Consider the following 15,952-nt stretch of genomic DNA (forward strand, 5'->3'; position numbering starts at 1 on the left):
TGATCTTGTTCTTCAGGATCGCGAACAGCCAGGTGCTGATCTGCGCCCGGCCCTCGAAAGTCGAGATACGTGCCATGGCCGCTACCATGGCGTCCTGGACCGCATCTTCGGCGGCCGCCGAGTCGCGCAACTGTAGTTCGGCAAAACGCAGCATATCTCGCCGCAGTAAGGAAAGTTCATGATAAGGATCGTCGCCTGCCAAATCGTTCATGGATCAGAGTGGTGAAGGGAGGGCGTGTGCGAATCACCCGATCGTCGACGAAACAAGCCGCCGCTGCGCGCCCGGCCATGATACTGTCGCCGCCCGCGCGCCGAGCCGCCGCGTAAACCCGAAACGCAGCCCACCCTGTTGCCGATTGGACGAGGATGCACAGGAATTATTACAGCGCGTGTGAAAATGGCGACGCGTTGCCTGCCCGGCCGATGCCAACGAGCCCAAGGCGGTGGCGGCGGGCCGAGAATCCAGGCGGTGCGAGTGTAAGAAAGCAGCGCCCGTATCGTCAAATGAGACATAGACATCCACCTTCGCTCGATCACTGGCCATGCACAATACTTTCCCGCTGCTGCAAAAAACGGATTTCCCCGCGCTGCGCCGCCGCATGCTCCGGACGCTGCAGGTGAACCTCGGCTATCGCTGCAACCAGTCCTGCGTGCATTGCCATGTCGCCGCGGGCCCGCACCGCACCGAGACCATGAGCCCGGGGGTGATCGACACGGTATTGGCGGTATTGGCCAAACATCGCGTCGGTACGCTGGACTTGACCGGCGGCGCGCCGGAGCTTAACCCCGACTTTCGCCGGCTGGTCGAGCAGGCCCGGACCTTGGGCGTGCATGTGATCGACCGCTGCAACCTGACTATTCTCGAAGTCGCCGGGCAGGAAACGCTGGCCGAATTCCTGGCCGGCCAGGGGGTCGAAATCGTCGCCTCGCTGCCGTGCTACTCGATGGAGAACGTCGACAAGCAACGCGGCGACGGCGTGTTCGAGGCCAGCATTCGCAGTCTGCGGCGGCTTAACGCGCTGGGCTACGGCGCGCCAAATTCAGGCCTGTCGCTGAGCCTGGTCTACAACCCCCAGGGCCCTGTGCTGCCGCCGCCGCAGGAGGCGCTTGAAGCCGACTATCGCCGGATACTCGGCGAGCAGTTCGGGATTCGTTTCACGCGCTTGATCGCCATCACGAATATGCCGATTCAGCGGTTCGGCAGCGTCTTGGTATCGAAGGGCGAGTTTGCGTCGTATATGGCGTTGCTCAAGAAAAGTTATCAGGCTGTCAATCTCGACGGTGTGATGTGCCGCGATCTGCTCAGCGTCGATTGGCAAGGCTATTTGCACGACTGCGATTTCAATCAGATGTTGGGCCTTGCGCTCGTGCGGGAAGGCCAGCGCCGCGTGCCGCTGTCGCTTTTGCTCGAGGAATCGCTCGAGGGCAACCCGATCCAGGTCGCCGAGCACTGCTACGGCTGCACTGCGGGGCAAGGCAGCAGCTGCTCGGGCGCGCTGGCTGCGGCCAGCTGAAGGAGCGCGCCGCTGCCGCCGCGATGCGTCGAGCCCCGCTCCGATCCGAGCGTGGCCCGGACAGAACCCACGAAATGTCGCAATGGTCTAGAATCGGATTCCATCAGGCCGAGCCAGGCCGCGAGCGCAGCGGGTGAGCCGCTGCCGCCGCGGCCTGCGGCCGGACAGCGCGTTCGCGCCGTAACGGCTGCGCCGCTTTGATGTCTTTTCGCTGGAGACCAACTTGCCTAGCCTATTGCCCAACATCGATCCAGACGGACTGCTCGAATATTCGGTGGTGTACACCGACCGCGCGGTCAATCATATGTCGGCCCTGTTTCAGGGGGTGATGAAAGACATCTCCAGTACGCTGAAACAGGTCTATCACGCTCATTCCGCGATCATCGTGCCCGGCAGCGGTACCTTCGGCATGGAGGCGGTCGCGCGGCAATTCGCGACCGGCAAGCAATGCCTGGTGATCCGCAACGGCTGGTTCAGTTATCGCTGGACCCAGATTTTCGAGATGGGCAGCATTCCTGCCGGCTCCCGGGTGCTGAAGGCGCGGCCGGTCGAAGACGGCCCGCAGGCGGCGTTCGCGCCGCCGCCGATCGACGAGGTGGTGGCGGCGATCGAGGCGAGCAAACCCGATGTCGTATTTGCGCCGCACGTCGAAACTTCGTCCGGCATCATTCTGCCCGATGACTACGTGCGCCGGGTCGCCGACGCCGTGCACGCGGTGGGCGGCCTGTTTGTGCTCGACTGTATTGCTTCTGGCACGATCTGGGTCGACATGCAGGCATGCGGCGTCGACGTGCTGATCAGCGCGCCGCAAAAAGGCTGGAGCGCTTCGCCGTGTTGCGCGCTGGTAATGCTCAGCCGGTTGGCGCGCGAGCGTATCGACGGCACTGTCAGCACCAGCTTCGCGTGCGACCTGCGCAAGTGGCTGCAAATCATGGAGTCATACGAGCAGGGCGGTTTCGCCTATCACGCGACGATGCCGACCGACGCCCTGATCGGGCTGCGCGACGTGATGACCGAGACGGCGGCCTACGGCTTCGACAAGGTGCGCGCCGAGCAGCAGATGCTGGGCGATCAGGTGCGTGCGCTGTTGGCCGAGCGCGGCTTCAAGAGCGTGGCCGCGCGCGGCTTCGAGGCGCCGGGGGTGGTGGTCAGCTACACCGACGATCCGGCCATCCAGTCGGCCAGGAAATTCGTCTCGGCAGGGGTGCAGGCCGCCGCCGGCGTGCCGCTGCAGTGCGACGAGCCAGCCGACTTCAAGACCTTCCGCATTGGCCTGTTCGGTCTCGATAAGCTGCATCACGTCGAACGCACCGTCACGACGCTGGCCAAGGCCCTGGACGCGATCGCCTAGCATTCATGCCGACGCACGAGTTGACCCGAGTGCATGACCCGCAGGCGCAGGACGCGCTGCATGCTTTCGTCGAGCGTCATCCGCGCCTGCTGGTGCTATCGGGCGCGGGGCTGAGCACTGCCTCGGGCATTCCCGGTTATCGTGATGAGACGGGGGCCTGGCGCGGCCGCCAGCCGATACAGCTCAAGGAATTTCTCGGCTCCGCGCTGGCGCGTCAGCGCTACTGGGCGCGCAGCCTGCATGGCTGGCCGGTGGTTGCCCGGGCCGCGCCGAACCCCGCGCACTTCGCGCTGGCGCGCCTGGCCGAGACGGGGCACGTGCGCCAACTGGTCACGCAGAACGTCGACGGCCTGCATCAGCGCGCCGGCAGCGACGACGTGATTGAATTGCATGGCAATATTGGGCAGGTGATCTGCCTGGCGTGCCGGGCGGATTTCCCGCGTGCCGACATCCAATCCGTGCTTGCCTCTCAGAATCCGCAATTCGTCGAGCAGGTGGCTATCCGGTCGGCCGAGCCGGCGCCGGACGGCGACGCCGATCTCGAAGTCGAAAATTTCGAAACGTTTCGCATTCCAACATGCCGGCACTGCGGCGGCATGCTTAAACCCGATGTGGTGTTTTTCGGCGAGAACGTGCCGCACGAACGCGTCGATGCGACGCGGCGTGCGCTCGAGCAGGCCGACGCGCTGCTGGTGGTCGGATCTTCGCTGATGGTGTTCTCCGGCTATCGCTTCTGTGTGCTGGCCAGCCAGTGGGGCAAGCCGATCGCCGCGATCAATCTCGGGCACACCCGGGCTGATCCGCTGCTCTCGCTCAAAGTGCGGCAGCCTTGCAGCGAAGCCCTGACGGGACTGCTCGAGCGGCTTGGCCTGGGGCAGAAGGCGGGAGTTGTTCTCGAGGCCTGAACCGCTGCCGGTCCCGCTGTTCCGATTTCGTCAATTCGGCTGCGCGTGCTCGCCTCGCGTCGTGCGTCGGATCGCCTGCGGTGGCTGGCCGAAGGCGCGCAGGAACGCGCGGCGCATGCGCTCGCGATCCCCAAAGCCGGTCTCGCGGGCGATCACGTCGATCGGGTGCCGTCCAGACTCCAGCATCAGGCGTGCGGCTTCGAGACGCAGATGTTCGACCGCCTTGGCCGGGGATTGCCCGGTCTCGGCACGAAACGTCCGGCTGAATTGACGGGGACTCAGGTGGGCTGCCTCGGCCAATTGCTCGACCGACAAGGCTGTGTGCAAATGCTGTTTGGCATAGGCCAGCGCGGTCTGGATGCGGTCGGACTTCGGGGCGAGTTCGAGCAATGCCGAAAACTGCGACTGGCCGCCGGCGCGGCGGTGATACACCACCAGCTTTCTGGCCACCTGCCTTGCCACCTCGCCACCGAAGTCTTTCTCCACCAGCGCCAGCGCCAAGTCGATACAGGCGGTCATGCCGGCTGAAGTCCATACCGGGCCATCGATAATGAAAATACGGTCTTCCTCGAGTGCCACGTTCGGGTAGTCGCGCCGGAATTTTGCCGCGAAAAACCAGTGTGTGGTCGCGCGCCGGCCGTCGAGTATGCCAGCTTGTGCGAGATTGAACGCGCCGGTGCAGGTTGCGCCGATGCGGCGGCTGGTGCGCGCGGCCTGTTGCACAAAGTCGATAAGTGCCGGCGACGGTTCGATGACTTCGTTGTCGCCGACCACCAGGACGGTATCGAAGCGGCTCTCGTCGAATGGCTGCGTATGCACCGCGAATCCGGCCGACGCCGGCACGGGGCCGCCGCGCTCGGAGAGCAGTACCACTTCATAAGCACACTTGCCAAGCGCAAGGTTGGCGAATTCGAACACCGTCGAGACGGCGAGGTTCATGACCTGAAACCCAGGGTACAGAACGATACCAATGCGCAGCATGGCGTTCCTCATGTTATGGCTTAAAAAGCTGTATATATGACATTTGAGTCACCGCATTATGCGCCTATTCTCCAACTCATGCAGGCCGATACGGGATCGGCCGCTGCCTCGACTGCAAACATGGAGCAATGCAATGACCCAAAGCACAGAACACAATGCGTACCAGGGCACCGCCCTGATCACCGGCGCGTCGTCCGGTATCGGCGCCGTCTATGCGGACCGATTGGCCCGGCGCGGCTACGATTTGATTCTGGTGGCACGCAACCAGGATCGCCTCAACGAACTGGCCCGGCGCCTGACGACCTCGACCGGCCGCTCGGTGGAAGTCATCGTCGCCGATCTCGGCGCGCCGGAGGGCGTGCGGCGCGTCGAGCAGATACTGCGCGCCGACGCCAGCATCACTATGTTGGTGAACAACGCAGGTATCGGCGGCGCCGGGCCGCTACTCCAGGCGGACGTCGATCGCATGCAAGCCATGATCGAGCTGAACGTGACCGCGCTGACGCGCCTGACGTATGCGGCCGCTCCGCAATTCGTCGCGCGCGGCAGCGGCACCATCGTCAATATCGCCTCGATGGTCGCAGTGGCGCCCGAGATTCTGAACGGTGTGTATGGCGGCAGCAAAGCCTTCGTGCTTGCCTTTAGCCAATCGCTGACGCATGAACTTGCCTCGCGCGGCGTGCGCGTGCAGGTGGTGCTGCCAGGCGCCACTCGCACGGAGTTCTGGGACATTGCCGGTCAACCGGTCGATCACTTGCCACAGGAGATTGTCATGAGCGCCGAAGACCTCGTCGATGCCGCGCTCGCCGGTCTCGACCTGGGCGAGTTCGCAACCGTGCCGTCGCTGCCCGACGCAGCCCATTGGCAAGCTTTCGAATCGGCCCGCGTCGCGCTCGGACCGAACCTGTCGCGCTCGGTGCCGGCGGCGCGTTATGGGGTCGGTGCGCCGGCCTGATCGCCTCAGGCGGGATTGCACCGCACGAGTCGTCGAGGTCGTCGCTGGGTCGCATATATGAACCCGGCGACGACCGCCTCGATCAAGCCGGTGCCTTGCTTTGCCTGCGCGGCGGCGCCCACCGCGCCACACAGCCTTGGGCGATGGATTCGATCAGCAGCCGCAACATCGTTTGCTCGCCGACGGCCGGCGCAAACAGTCGGAATTCCGCATCGGGCAGCGCGGGCAGGCCGTGCTCGGCACTCAGCGCGACGAGTTCCGGTGTCAGCTGGCTGGCAGGCATCGGGGCCAGCGCGAAGCCGGCTTGCGCAGCCGCGCGAAGGCTGGCCATGCTGGTGCAGACCATCGCGGTGCGCTGAGCCATGCCCGCCTGGGCCAGGCGGGCCAGAGCGGCCTCGCGGTAAGGACATGGTTCCGGAAACAAGGCCAGTGGAAGCGGCGCCGGCAGGTTGCGATTGGCTTGGGCAGACCACCCCCACACCAGGGGTTCGCGCCACAGCAGTCGGCCTGGTTCGCGAGCCTCGCACTGCGAACCGATCACCAGGTCGAGCGCGCCTTGCTTCATCAGCGGCAGCAGTGCGCCGGGAATACCGACCTGCACGTCGATTTCGACGCCCGCATGCTGATCGACGAATGCTTGCAGCACGCGCAGCAGCGGCAATTCGGCGAAATCCTCCGATACACCCAATCGAATGCGTCCCTGGAAGGGCGCGCGCGTCAACTCGGCCAGGGCGTCCCGGTTCAAGGCCAGAATCGCGCGGGCATAACCGATCAGCCGCGCGCCGTCCGGCGTGATTTCCACCGAGCGGGTCGTACGCCTCAACAACGGCTTGCCGATTTGCTCTTCCAGTTTGTGCAAATGGCCGCTGACGGCCGATTGCGTCAGATGCAGGCGCGCAGCGGCCTTGCTGAAGCCCGATTCGTCGACCACGGCCACAAAGCTGCGCAGCAACAGAGGGTCTAGCATATATTCCAATTCGCGTTTATTTGAATGTGAATTTACTGTTTATATATCGAATGAAAATATGTTGCAATGGCCGTGTTGTCCTCGTCCCGAAAGGAGGCTTGCCGTGACCACGCTTGTACACATAGAGTCGTCTCCCCGCAAGGATCGTTCGGCCTCGCTCGAGGTTGCCGACGCCTTCATCACCCGCTATTTGGCCAGACGGCCCGCGACAGAGATCGGCACGCTCGATCTCTGGGGCTGCGAACTCCCGGAATTCGACGGGCACGCAATGCAAGCCAAGTATGCCGGGCTGAGCGGGATCGCCTTGACGCCGCCTCAGGACGCCGCATGGACGGCGTTGCGCCGTTTGGCCGATCATTTGCACCGAGCCGATTTGCTGGTGTTTTCCGTGCCGCTATGGAATTTCGGCATTCCTTATAAACTCAAGCACTTTATCGATCTGGTCTCGCAAAAGGACCTGCTGTTCGCCTTCGACCCCGAGCGCGGCTTCGACGGCCTGCTGCACGGCAAGACAGCGGTGGTCGTCTATGCGCGCGGTCTGGATTTTTCGGCGCAATCGATCACGCCGGCCGAGCGCTTCGATTTCCAGAAGCCATACCTGGAAGCCTGGCTGAAGTTCGTCGGTGTCTCGTCGGTGCATGCGGTGGTCGTCGAAAAAACCCTGTTCGGCAGCGATATCGATCGGGGTGCCCGTTTGCGCGCGGCCCAGGAGGCGCGGCAATTGGCGGAGACCCTCAGCGATTGATAGATCGGCCGCGCGCGGGCGCAAGCACATTGGCGGCCGCGGCGACCCGGCTTGACGGTTGCGCGTTTGCCCGGCGGGGAAGAAAATCGTTGTTCGGCGCGCACGCTCCGGCTTCGCCGTCGGACGCCGCCATCACGAGGCAAGCACATGACGCTCAAACCCAGCGGCACGCCCGCCGGCCAGGCGCTCGAGGCCGACGGCGCGCTGCCGCCGGAGATGCGCGAGACAATCGATCGACTGTACCGGGACCAGGGACGCAAGGTGTTCGCCACACTGGTACGTCTGCTGGGCAGTTTCGATCTGGCCGAAGAAGCGCTGCACGATGCCTTCGCGGCTGCCGCAGCGCGGTGGCCGCGAGAGGGCGTGCCTGCCAGCCCGGTGGCGTGGCTGGTGTCGACCGGGCGTTTCAAGGCAATTGATCAAATCCGACGCCAGGCGCGCTTCACGCCGTGGGACGATGTCGCCGAGTTTGCAGAAAACCTGCCCGACGAAGCGGACCTCGATGAGCCCGCCGAGGTGCTCGAGGACGACCAGCTCCGCCTCATCGCCACCTGCTGCCACCCCAGCCTGTCGGAGCAGGCGCGCATCGCGCTGACCCTGCGTGAAGTCTGTGGATTGAGCACCGAGGCCATTGCGAGCAGCTTTCTGCTCGAGCCGGCAACGCTGGCGCAGCGCATCGTGCGGGCCAAGGCCAAGATCCGCGCGGCGCGCATTCCCTACGAAGTGCCTGGACCGGACGAATTGCCGGCGCGCCTGCAAAGCGTGTTGCGAGTGATTTATCTGGTCTTCAATGAAGGCTATTCGGCGTCGTCCGGCCAGAGCGTCGTGCGGCCCGATTTGTCGGGCGAGGCGATCCGGCTCGCGCGCATGCTCGTCGCATTGCAACCCCAGCCCGAAGTGCAGGGATTACTGGCGTTGATGCTGTTGCATGAGTCGCGGCGCGCGGCACGCATCGACCCGCATGGCGACCTGATTCCGCTCGATGAGCAGGATCGTACCCGATGGGATGCCGCGCTGATCGAGCAGGGGTGCGCGCTGGTGCGGGCGGCGCTCGCTACACGAGGTTTCGGCCCCTACTGCCTGCAGGCGGCCATTGTCGCGGTGCATGCCGAGGCGCGCGATGCCCGTGATACCGATTGGGCTCAAATTGTCGGCCTGTACGACGCACTGCTGCGACTCGAGCCGTCGCCGGTGGTGGCCTTGAATCGCGCCGTTGCGGTGGCCATGCGCGACGGCCCGGCCGCAGGCCTGGCGCTGATGGCGCCGCTGCTCAGTCATGACGCACTGCGCAATTACCATCTGGCGCACGCCGCGCAGGCCGACCTGTTGCGGCGCGAGGGCAGGGCCGCCGAGGCGTGTGCCGCCTATGAGGCGGCCTTGGCGTTGGCGCAACAGGCACCGGAAAAACGCTTTCTGCTAAAGCGTTTGAAGGATCTGCAAGCGTAGCGCAGACCGGCAAAAACAGAGCAGGAAAAATATTTTTCGAGGACTGTCGATTTCGCCGTCTGCCGTTCGACTAGAGAGTACAAACGCCAGCCGGCTTTTGTCACTTCACCCAAATGGAGAGAACCGACCATGCCTCAGCCGATCGCTTACCTGTCTTTCAACGGCAATTGCGCCGACGCCATGAAATTCTACGAGCGTGCCCTGGACGGCAAGCTTGAATTGATGATGACGTTTGGCGATTCACCCATGTGCGCCCAAATGCCCAAGCAGAGCCACTCGCTCATCATGCATGCGCGGCTTGCGCTGGAGGGCGGCAATAGCCTGGGCGCGCTTTATGCGGGAGACTGCCCGGCCAACGCGCCCTACGAGGGCATCAAGGGCGTCTCGCTGACGCTGAACTACGACACCGTCGCGCAAGCCGAGCGCGTGTTCGCAGCGCTGGCCGACGGCGGCACGGTGACGATGCCGATGCAAGCGGCATTCTGGGCCAAGACCTGGGGCATGCTGGTCGACAAGTTCGGCACGCCCTGGATCATCAACGGCGAAAACCTGCCGATCTGAGTATGCGCGGGGCACGGCGCCCGGCCGGTGCCGCAACCCCTTGCCGACATTGCCGGTCCTTCACGGAGACTTCATGAAATACTTATGCCTCGTTTATCTCGACCAGGAACACTGGAGCGCCTGCCCCGACAACATGTGCGCCGCCTACGGCCAGCGCCTGGCCGATAGCGGGCGGCTGCTCGCCGCCGAGCCGCTGCATCCGGTCGAGACGGCCACCACGGTTCGGGTGCGTAACGGTCAGACCGCTCTCTACGATGGTCCATTCGCCGAGACCAAGGAGCAATTGGCGGGGTTTTACCTGGTCGATGCCAACGACCTGAACGAAGCCATCCACATCGCCAGCGGCATCCCGCCTGCCAGATACGGCAGCGTCGAAGTGCGGCCGGTGCGCTCGCTCGCGATCGATCAAACCGGAGAACCGGCATGAGCAAACTGCGCATCAACGCTTTTTCCGTTTCCGTCGATGGTTATGGCGCAGGCCTGGGCCAGGATGTCGACAACCCCGTCGGTATCGGCGGTCTCGCACTGTTCGAGTGGGTGTTCGGCACACGCACTTTTCAGCGCATGCACGGCGACCGCGGCGGAAGCACCGGCAGCACCGGCGTCGATGACGATTTCGCTGCCCGCGGCTTCGACAATGTCGGCGCCTGGATTCTCGGGCGCAACATGTTCGGCCCGATCCGGGGGCCGTGGCCCGATCTTGCCTGGCGCGGCTGGTGGGGCGACGATCCGCCGTATCACGTGCCGGTGTTCGTGTTGACTCATCACGCGCGAGCGCCGCTCGAAATGCAGGGCGGCACGGTGTTCCATTTCGTTACCGGCGGCATCCACGAGGCCCTGGCCCGAGCCAGGGAAGCGGCCGCGGGCAAGGATGTGCGCCTGGGCGGCGGCGTCGCCACCATCCAGCAATACTTGCGCGCCGGTCTGGTCGACGAAATTCATCTGGCGATTGCGCCGGTACTGCTCGGCCGGGGGGAGCACTTCTTCGGCGATCTCGACCTGCCCGCCCTGGGGTTCGAGCGCAGCGAGCACGTTGCCACCGCGCATGCGACGCACGTGGTCTTCACCAGGCGCTAAGCGGTAAAGCTCGGCCGGCATCAATGTTCGCGCGAGGCGTCGTCCAGATCGGTCGGCGGATGTTCGCAAACGTGGTCGGCCATGTCGTCGATCATGCGCCTGACATGATCGTCGGCCGCCTCGTAGAAGATTTGCTTGCCGCGTCGCGCCGCCCGCAACACGCGCGCCGCGCGCAGCAGCCGCAGGTGATGGCTGACCAGCGGTTGCGACAGGCCGAGCTTGGCGGCGATGTCGGACACGCACATCGGCGCGCTCAGGCACGCCGCGATGATCTTCAGGCGGCTCGGATCGCCCATGAGCCGGAACATTTCAGCCAACTCAACCACTTGGTCGTCGCTTAGATCGGCGGCATGCATGGCAACTCCGGTTTTTTCATATCAACACATGTTTATGTGTGTATATAATAATGCATTCGCCATCCAGCCAAGAGCTTTTCGATGTCACACCCTCATCACCCCGACAATGCCAGGAGCGCGCCGCACGACCATGAACATGGCGCGCATGGGCACGATCATGCAGGCCACAACCATACAGGGCACAGTCATGCGGGGCACAGCCACGCGGGACATGATCACTTGCACGGCGTAGCCGATCAGCGGCGCATCGGCTGGGCTTTCGTCATCATTGCGGCGTTCATGTGCGTCGAGATCGCTGGTGGCCTGCTGTCCGGCTCGCTGGCGTTGCTGGCCGATGCCGGGCATATGGTGAGCGACGCCGCCGCGCTCGGATTCAGTTGGCTTGCGATTCATTACGGGCGACGTCCGGCGACCGCGCAACTGTCCTATGGCTACAAACGGCTAGAGATTCTCGCGGCGTTCGTCAACGGGTGCGCGCTGTTCGTGATCGCGGCCTGGATCGTGATCGAGGCCATCCAGCGTTTCGCCGCGCCGGTACCGGTGGTCGGCAGGACCATGCTGATTGTCGCGCTGGTCGGGCTGGCCGCCAATATCGCCGCGTTTCTGGTGCTGCATGCCGGCAACCGCGAAAACCTGAATCTGCGCGGCGCCTGGCTGCATGTGATGGGTGACATGCTCGGCTCGGCCGCGGCGATCGTTGCCGCCGGCGTGATTCTCGCGACCGGCTGGACGCCGATCGATCCGCTGCTGTCGATCTTCGTCGCCGTGATCATCCTCAAAAGCGCCTGGGGCATCGTCAAATCGTCCGCCCACATCCTGCTCGAAGGCACGCCCTCGGGCATGAGTCTGGCCGACATCAAGGCCGATCTCGAGCGACATGTGCCCGAGGTAGCCGACGCGCATCACATTCACGCCTGGTCGATCACCGGTGAACGGCATATGCTCACGCTGCACGTGCATCCCGCGCCGGGTGCCGCGTCGCGTGAAGTGGTCGCCGCGGTCCAGCGGCGCCTGACCGAGCGCTTCAACATCGAGCACGTGACGGTGCAAGTCGAGGAGGATACGTGCTTCGATGCGAGCGTCGATGAAGGCGGTCAGGCTGGCAGAAAGTGCCACTGAGTGTGACGACAGTGCCGCCGATTGCGATGTGCGGTAACTGCGGCAGTCCCTGCTGGCTGCATGCGAGGGCCTCGCAACGGCTCACGGGCGCACGGTCGGCGCGGGACTGCGCACCAACGACAGCAGCACGATTGTCAGCAGGCTGAAGCCCGCGCCGGCGTAAAAGGTGGCTGCGGCGCCGACGCGGTCCCACAGGCTGCCGGCGATGACGCTGGCCACCAGCGTCACCAGCCCGCTGAGCAAATTGAACAGGCCGAAGGCGGTGCCGCGCAGGCGGGTTGGCGCGACGCGCGCGACCATGGTCGACAGCAGTCCCTGCGTCATTCCCATATGCAGCCCCCACAGCATGACGCCTGCCAGCACCATGCTCCAGTGCGCGCTGTGCGCGAGTATTACGTCCGAGGCAATCAGTACCAGCAGGCCGGCGATCAGCAGGCGGGAGTGGCTCATGACGTCGGCAAGTTTGCCAAACGGGTAGGCGGCCAGCGCGTACACGACATTCATGGCGACCATCACCAGCGGCACGATGGCGATCGGCACGCCGCTTCCCATCGCGCGCAAGACCAGGAAGGCTTCGCTGAAGCGCGCCAGCGCGAAGATGCTGCCGACCGCCACCACCCACCAGTATGCGGCGCCGAGCTCGCGCACGCTGTCCCAGCGGATCGGGTTGACACGCTTGTCGCCGGCTTCATGCGCCGGCTCCTTGACTGCCAGCACGAGCAGGGCGACGGCCAGCGCGCCGGGGATTACCGCCAGCCAAAAGGCACGCCGGAAGTTGTCCGCCCACAGGAGCATCACGCCCACCGCGATGAGCGGGCCGAGAAACGCGCCGACGGTGTCGAGCGACTGGCGCAGCCCGAACGCCGCGCCGCGCAGCTGCGGCGGCGTGAGATCGGCGACCAGCGCGTCGCGCGGGGCGCCGCGAATGCCCTTGCCGACCCGGTCGGTGATACGCGCGGCCACCACGAAACCGACGCTCGGCGCGAGCGCGAACAGCGGCTTGCTCAGCGCGCCCAACGCATACCCGGTGACGGCCAGCCATTTGCGGTTGCGCAGGTAATCGCTGAGCGTGCCGGAGAACACCTTGACGATCGGGGCGGTCGCTTCGGCCAGGCCCTCGATCAGCCCGATGGTGGCGGCATTGGCGCCCAGGCCCGCCATCAGGAACATCGGCAGCAGGCTGTGGATCATTTCCGAGGAAATGTCCATGAACAGGCTGACGAAGCCCAGTACCCAGACACTGCGTGGAATCTGCTGCAGAACGCTCGCGCGCGATTCGGTTGACATCGGTGTGATCGGCAAAAGGATGGGGGGCCGCCGCGTCGCGTTCGACGCCTTTGCCGCGGGCCTCGGCGGCCGGCGGGACGGCAGCGGTCAAAAACGTTGTCATGGTAACCGCTGTACTGCCGATCGTGATGGGCCGCGGCGAGAAATTTCGCGGGAGCCCCGCGTTGCCGCTTGGTCAGACCTCGGTCAAGTCGGCCCGCAACGCGATCTGCCGGACATACTCGGTGAACTCCTCGCGCACTTCGGGATGGCGCAGTGCGTATTCGACGGTCGCCTTCAGGTATCCCACCTTGCTGCCGCAGTCGTAGCGGGTACCGCGATAGCGGTAGGCCAGCACCTGCTCTTCCTGCAGCAGTGCCTGGATCGCGTCGGTGAGCTGGAGTTCGCCGCCGGCGCCGGGCTTGAGCCGGCGCAAATGCCGGAAGATGGTGGGCATCAGGACGTAGCGGCCGACCACGCCGAGATTGGACGGCGCGTCATCGGGCGCGGGCTTCTCGACAATGCCGGAGAGCTTGACGATGCTGTCGTCCCACGCCTTGCCGTCGATCACGCCATAGGCGCGGCTGCGCTCGCGGGGAATTTCCTCGACCCCCAGCACCGAGCTGTGATAGTGATCGAACGCCTCGAGCATTTGCGACAGCGCCGGCGGCTCGCCGGCGATCAGGTCGTCGGCCAGAATCACCGCGAACGGGTTGTCGCCCACCAGCGTCTCGGCACACAACACGGCATGGCCCAGGCCCAGCGTCTCCGGCTGGCGCACATAGACGCACGCCATCTGCGGCGGCTTGATCGAGCGCACCGTATTGAGCAGGGTCTGCTTGTCGCTCGCCTCCAGTTCGGTTTCCAATTCATACGCCTTGTCGAAATGATCTTCGATCGCCCGTTTGTTGCGGCCGGTGACGAAAATCATCTCGGTGATGCCGGCCGCCGCGGCCTCCTCGACCGCGTATTGGATCAGCGGCTTGTCGACCACCGGCAGCATTTCTTTCGGGCTGGCCTTGGTGGCCGGCAGGAAGCGCGTGCCGAGACCGGCGACGGGAAAAACGGCTTTGGTGACTTTGAGCATGGCTGGAGGTCCTTTCGTGGCGCAAAAGCGCGGTGCGTGTGGATGGGGTTATTGAAGCGGCGACGCGGTGCCGGGCGGGATCGCCGTCGGCGGGGCGGTGCCCGAGGGTGGCTGTGGCGGGGCCACGGATGCGGCCGCCAGCGGCGGCGTGGCCGCGGTCCAGCCGCCGCCCAGCGCCTTGTACAGGTTGACCTGATTGGCCAGCTCGGCAAGCTGCATGGTGATCAGATCCTGCTGCGCGCTGAACAGCGAACGTTGCGAGTCGAGCACGATGTAATAGTCGTCGAGTCCGCCGCGAAAGCGCAGGTTCGACAGATCGTAGGTCTTGCGCGCGGCCTTGACCAGATCCTGCTGGGCCGCCACCTGGCGCGTGAGCGTGCCGCGTGCGGCCAGATCGTCGGCTACTTCACGAAAGGCGGTCTGAATGGCTTTCTCATAAGTGGCCACTTCGATGCGCTTTTGCACTTTGGCCATGTCGAGCTTGGCCTGGTTGCTGCCCGCATCGAAGATCGGCACGCTGATCTGCGGGGCGAAGGTCCAGGCCATGCCGGCGCTGAACAGGCTGGCCAGGCTGGTGCTGGCCAGGCCCAGTGCGCCAGTCAGCGTGATGGACGGGAAGAACGCCGCGCGGGCCGCGCCGATGTTCGCGTTGGCCGCCTCGAGCTGGTGCTCCGCTTCGATGATGTCGGGGCGCCGTTCGAGCAAATCGGAGGGCAAGCCGGCGGGCAGCGTCTGGAACGCGGGTTGCCCGGCGAACGTGCCGGTCTGCGGCAAGTCGGCCGGCAGCGGCCCGCCGATCAGCAACTGGAGCGCGTTGCGATCCTGTGCGACCTGACGCGTGTAGCGCTCGAGCGCGACTTGCGCGCTGTCGACCTGTGTTTGCACGCGCTGCAGGTCGAGGTTGGCCAGCGCGCCGGCACGCTTGCTGCGGCTGACCAGCGCGCTGGCGTGCTGCTGGCTGTGCAAGGTGTCCTGGGAGAGCTTGAGCAATGCTTGATCGGCTTGCAGCGTCAGGTAGGCGTCGGCCACTTGCGCGACCAGGCTGATCTGCACGCTGCGCCGGGCAGCCTCGGTGGCAAGGTAAGACTGCAGCGCGGCATGCTTGAGACTGCGCACGCGGCCGAAGAAGTCGAGCTCGAAAGCGTTGAAGCCGATGCCGGCGCTGTATTCATTGACCAGTGCCGGCTGGCCGGGCGCGCGCAGCGAGCCCGGCAAGCGCTGGCTGATCTCACCCGCGCTGGCATCGAGCGTGGGCAGTTGAGCGGCGCGCTGGATGCCGTATTCGGCGCGCGCCTTCTGGATGTCGAGTACCGCAATGCGCAGATCGCGATTGTTGGCCAGCGCCAGTCCGATCAACTCCTTGAGGTGTGGATCCACGAAGAACTGTTGCCAGCCGATATCAGCGGCCGCACGCGAGGCACTCGGCGAGCGGCCGGTGGTGCCGGGGGGCTCGCCCATCGGCTTGGTCTGGTAGGCCGGGCCGTTGGGCCATGCCTGCGGCACCGGCGCAGCTGGCCGCTGGTAGCGAGGCTCGAGCGAGCAGGCCGCGAGCGTGCCGGCCAGAAGCAGAGTTAAACAGGATTTATGCATGGGGTCGTCCAAGGAAGTGATGGAAACCGTGC

17 protein-coding genes are annotated in these 15,952 nt (G+C 64.9%); 10 read left to right on the forward strand and 7 right to left on the reverse strand.

The window, feature by feature from the left end:
• Positions 1 to 211 (reverse strand): sigma factor (locus EPN80_RS16270; protein ID WP_293029572.1); only part of this gene is annotated, 211 nt, incomplete at its 3' end.
• Positions 212 to 542: 331 nt separating this feature from the next.
• Here EPN80_RS16270 and arsS point away from each other — a divergent pair.
• The 3 genes from arsS (at position 543) to EPN80_RS16285 (ending at position 3,770) form a co-directional block, all read left to right on the forward strand.
• Entirely contained in the window at positions 543 to 1,514 is a 972-nt protein-coding gene (gene arsS / locus EPN80_RS16275) for an arsenosugar biosynthesis radical SAM (seleno)protein ArsS (RefSeq protein WP_293029575.1), read from the forward strand.
• A 223-nt stretch (positions 1,515 to 1,737) separates the two neighbouring features.
• A complete protein-coding gene (locus EPN80_RS16280; RefSeq protein WP_293029579.1) occupies positions 1,738 to 2,865 on the forward strand; it encodes an aminotransferase class V-fold PLP-dependent enzyme in 1,128 nt (375 codons plus the stop codon).
• Positions 2,866 to 2,870: 5 nt separating this feature from the next.
• Positions 2,871 to 3,770: an NAD-dependent protein deacetylase gene (locus EPN80_RS16285; protein ID WP_293029582.1), complete on the forward strand. Its 900-nt coding sequence runs from the start codon at positions 2,871 to 2,873 to the stop codon at positions 3,768 to 3,770.
• 30 nt (positions 3,771 to 3,800) lie between these two features.
• Here EPN80_RS16285 and EPN80_RS16290 read toward each other — a convergent pair whose 3' ends face one another.
• The gene (locus tag EPN80_RS16290; RefSeq protein ID WP_293029585.1) at positions 3,801 to 4,751 is read right to left on the reverse strand and encodes a GlxA family transcriptional regulator; all 951 of its coding nucleotides are present in this window, start codon (positions 4,749 to 4,751) and stop codon (positions 3,801 to 3,803) included.
• A 133-nt stretch (positions 4,752 to 4,884) separates the two neighbouring features.
• Between EPN80_RS16290 and EPN80_RS16295 the strand changes: the two genes are divergently transcribed.
• Positions 4,885 to 5,706 (forward strand): SDR family oxidoreductase, encoded by an 822-nt coding sequence (locus EPN80_RS16295; RefSeq protein WP_293029588.1) that lies wholly within the window; start codon positions 4,885 to 4,887, stop codon positions 5,704 to 5,706.
• An 82-nt stretch (positions 5,707 to 5,788) separates the two neighbouring features.
• Here the strand turns inward: EPN80_RS16295 and EPN80_RS16300 are convergent, their stop codons facing one another.
• Positions 5,789 to 6,673, reverse strand: coding sequence for a LysR substrate-binding domain-containing protein (locus tag EPN80_RS16300; protein WP_293029589.1), 885 nt, complete (start codon positions 6,671 to 6,673; stop codon positions 5,789 to 5,791).
• 103 nt (positions 6,674 to 6,776) lie between these two features.
• Between EPN80_RS16300 and EPN80_RS16305 the strand changes: the two genes are divergently transcribed.
• The 5 genes from EPN80_RS16305 to EPN80_RS16325 all read left to right on the forward strand — a co-directional run bounded on the left by EPN80_RS16305 (position 6,777) and on the right by EPN80_RS16325 (position 10,502).
• Complete coding sequence (locus EPN80_RS16305; RefSeq protein ID WP_293029590.1) at positions 6,777 to 7,418, forward strand: NAD(P)H-dependent oxidoreductase; 642 nt, start codon at positions 6,777 to 6,779, stop codon at positions 7,416 to 7,418.
• A 147-nt stretch (positions 7,419 to 7,565) separates the two neighbouring features.
• Complete coding sequence (locus EPN80_RS16310) at positions 7,566 to 8,864, forward strand: RNA polymerase sigma factor (RefSeq protein ID WP_293029593.1); 1,299 nt, start codon at positions 7,566 to 7,568, stop codon at positions 8,862 to 8,864.
• Positions 8,865 to 8,993: 129 nt separating this feature from the next.
• Positions 8,994 to 9,425, forward strand: coding sequence for a VOC family protein (locus EPN80_RS16315; RefSeq protein WP_293029595.1), 432 nt, complete (start codon positions 8,994 to 8,996; stop codon positions 9,423 to 9,425).
• A 73-nt stretch (positions 9,426 to 9,498) separates the two neighbouring features.
• The gene (locus EPN80_RS16320) at positions 9,499 to 9,852 is read left to right on the forward strand and encodes a YciI family protein (protein WP_293029598.1); all 354 of its coding nucleotides are present in this window, start codon (positions 9,499 to 9,501) and stop codon (positions 9,850 to 9,852) included.
• The gene (locus tag EPN80_RS16325; protein ID WP_293029601.1) at positions 9,849 to 10,502 is read left to right on the forward strand and encodes a dihydrofolate reductase family protein; all 654 of its coding nucleotides are present in this window, start codon (positions 9,849 to 9,851) and stop codon (positions 10,500 to 10,502) included. Before EPN80_RS16320 ends, EPN80_RS16325 begins: the two co-directional genes overlap by 4 nt.
• Before the next feature lie 20 nt (positions 10,503 to 10,522).
• Here EPN80_RS16325 and EPN80_RS16330 read toward each other — a convergent pair whose 3' ends face one another.
• On the reverse strand, positions 10,523 to 10,858 hold the full coding sequence (locus EPN80_RS16330; RefSeq protein WP_293029604.1) for a metalloregulator ArsR/SmtB family transcription factor: 336 nt from the start codon (positions 10,856 to 10,858) through the stop codon (positions 10,523 to 10,525).
• Between the two features lie 81 nt (positions 10,859 to 10,939).
• Here EPN80_RS16330 and EPN80_RS16335 point away from each other — a divergent pair, with 81 nt between their 5' ends.
• Entirely contained in the window at positions 10,940 to 11,977 is a 1,038-nt protein-coding gene (locus tag EPN80_RS16335; protein WP_293029607.1) for a cation diffusion facilitator family transporter, read from the forward strand.
• An 81-nt stretch (positions 11,978 to 12,058) separates the two neighbouring features.
• On the opposite strand, the gene EPN80_RS16340 is transcribed toward EPN80_RS16335, so the two are convergent.
• The 3 genes from EPN80_RS16340 to EPN80_RS16350 form a co-directional block, all read right to left on the reverse strand.
• Complete coding sequence (locus EPN80_RS16340; protein ID WP_293029610.1) at positions 12,059 to 13,264, reverse strand: MFS transporter; 1,206 nt, start codon at positions 13,262 to 13,264, stop codon at positions 12,059 to 12,061.
• A 175-nt stretch (positions 13,265 to 13,439) separates the two neighbouring features.
• Positions 13,440 to 14,330 (reverse strand): UTP--glucose-1-phosphate uridylyltransferase GalU, encoded by an 891-nt coding sequence (gene galU, locus EPN80_RS16345; RefSeq protein ID WP_293029612.1) that lies wholly within the window; start codon positions 14,328 to 14,330, stop codon positions 13,440 to 13,442.
• A gap of 48 nt (positions 14,331 to 14,378) precedes the next feature.
• A complete protein-coding gene (locus EPN80_RS16350; RefSeq protein WP_293029615.1) occupies positions 14,379 to 15,920 on the reverse strand; it encodes an efflux transporter outer membrane subunit in 1,542 nt (513 codons plus the stop codon).
• Positions 15,921 to 15,952: the final 32 nt, after the last annotated feature.

The organism is Pandoraea sp., assembly GCF_004297875.1.
In the GTDB taxonomy this organism is placed as follows: domain Bacteria; phylum Pseudomonadota; class Gammaproteobacteria; order Burkholderiales; family Burkholderiaceae; genus Pandoraea.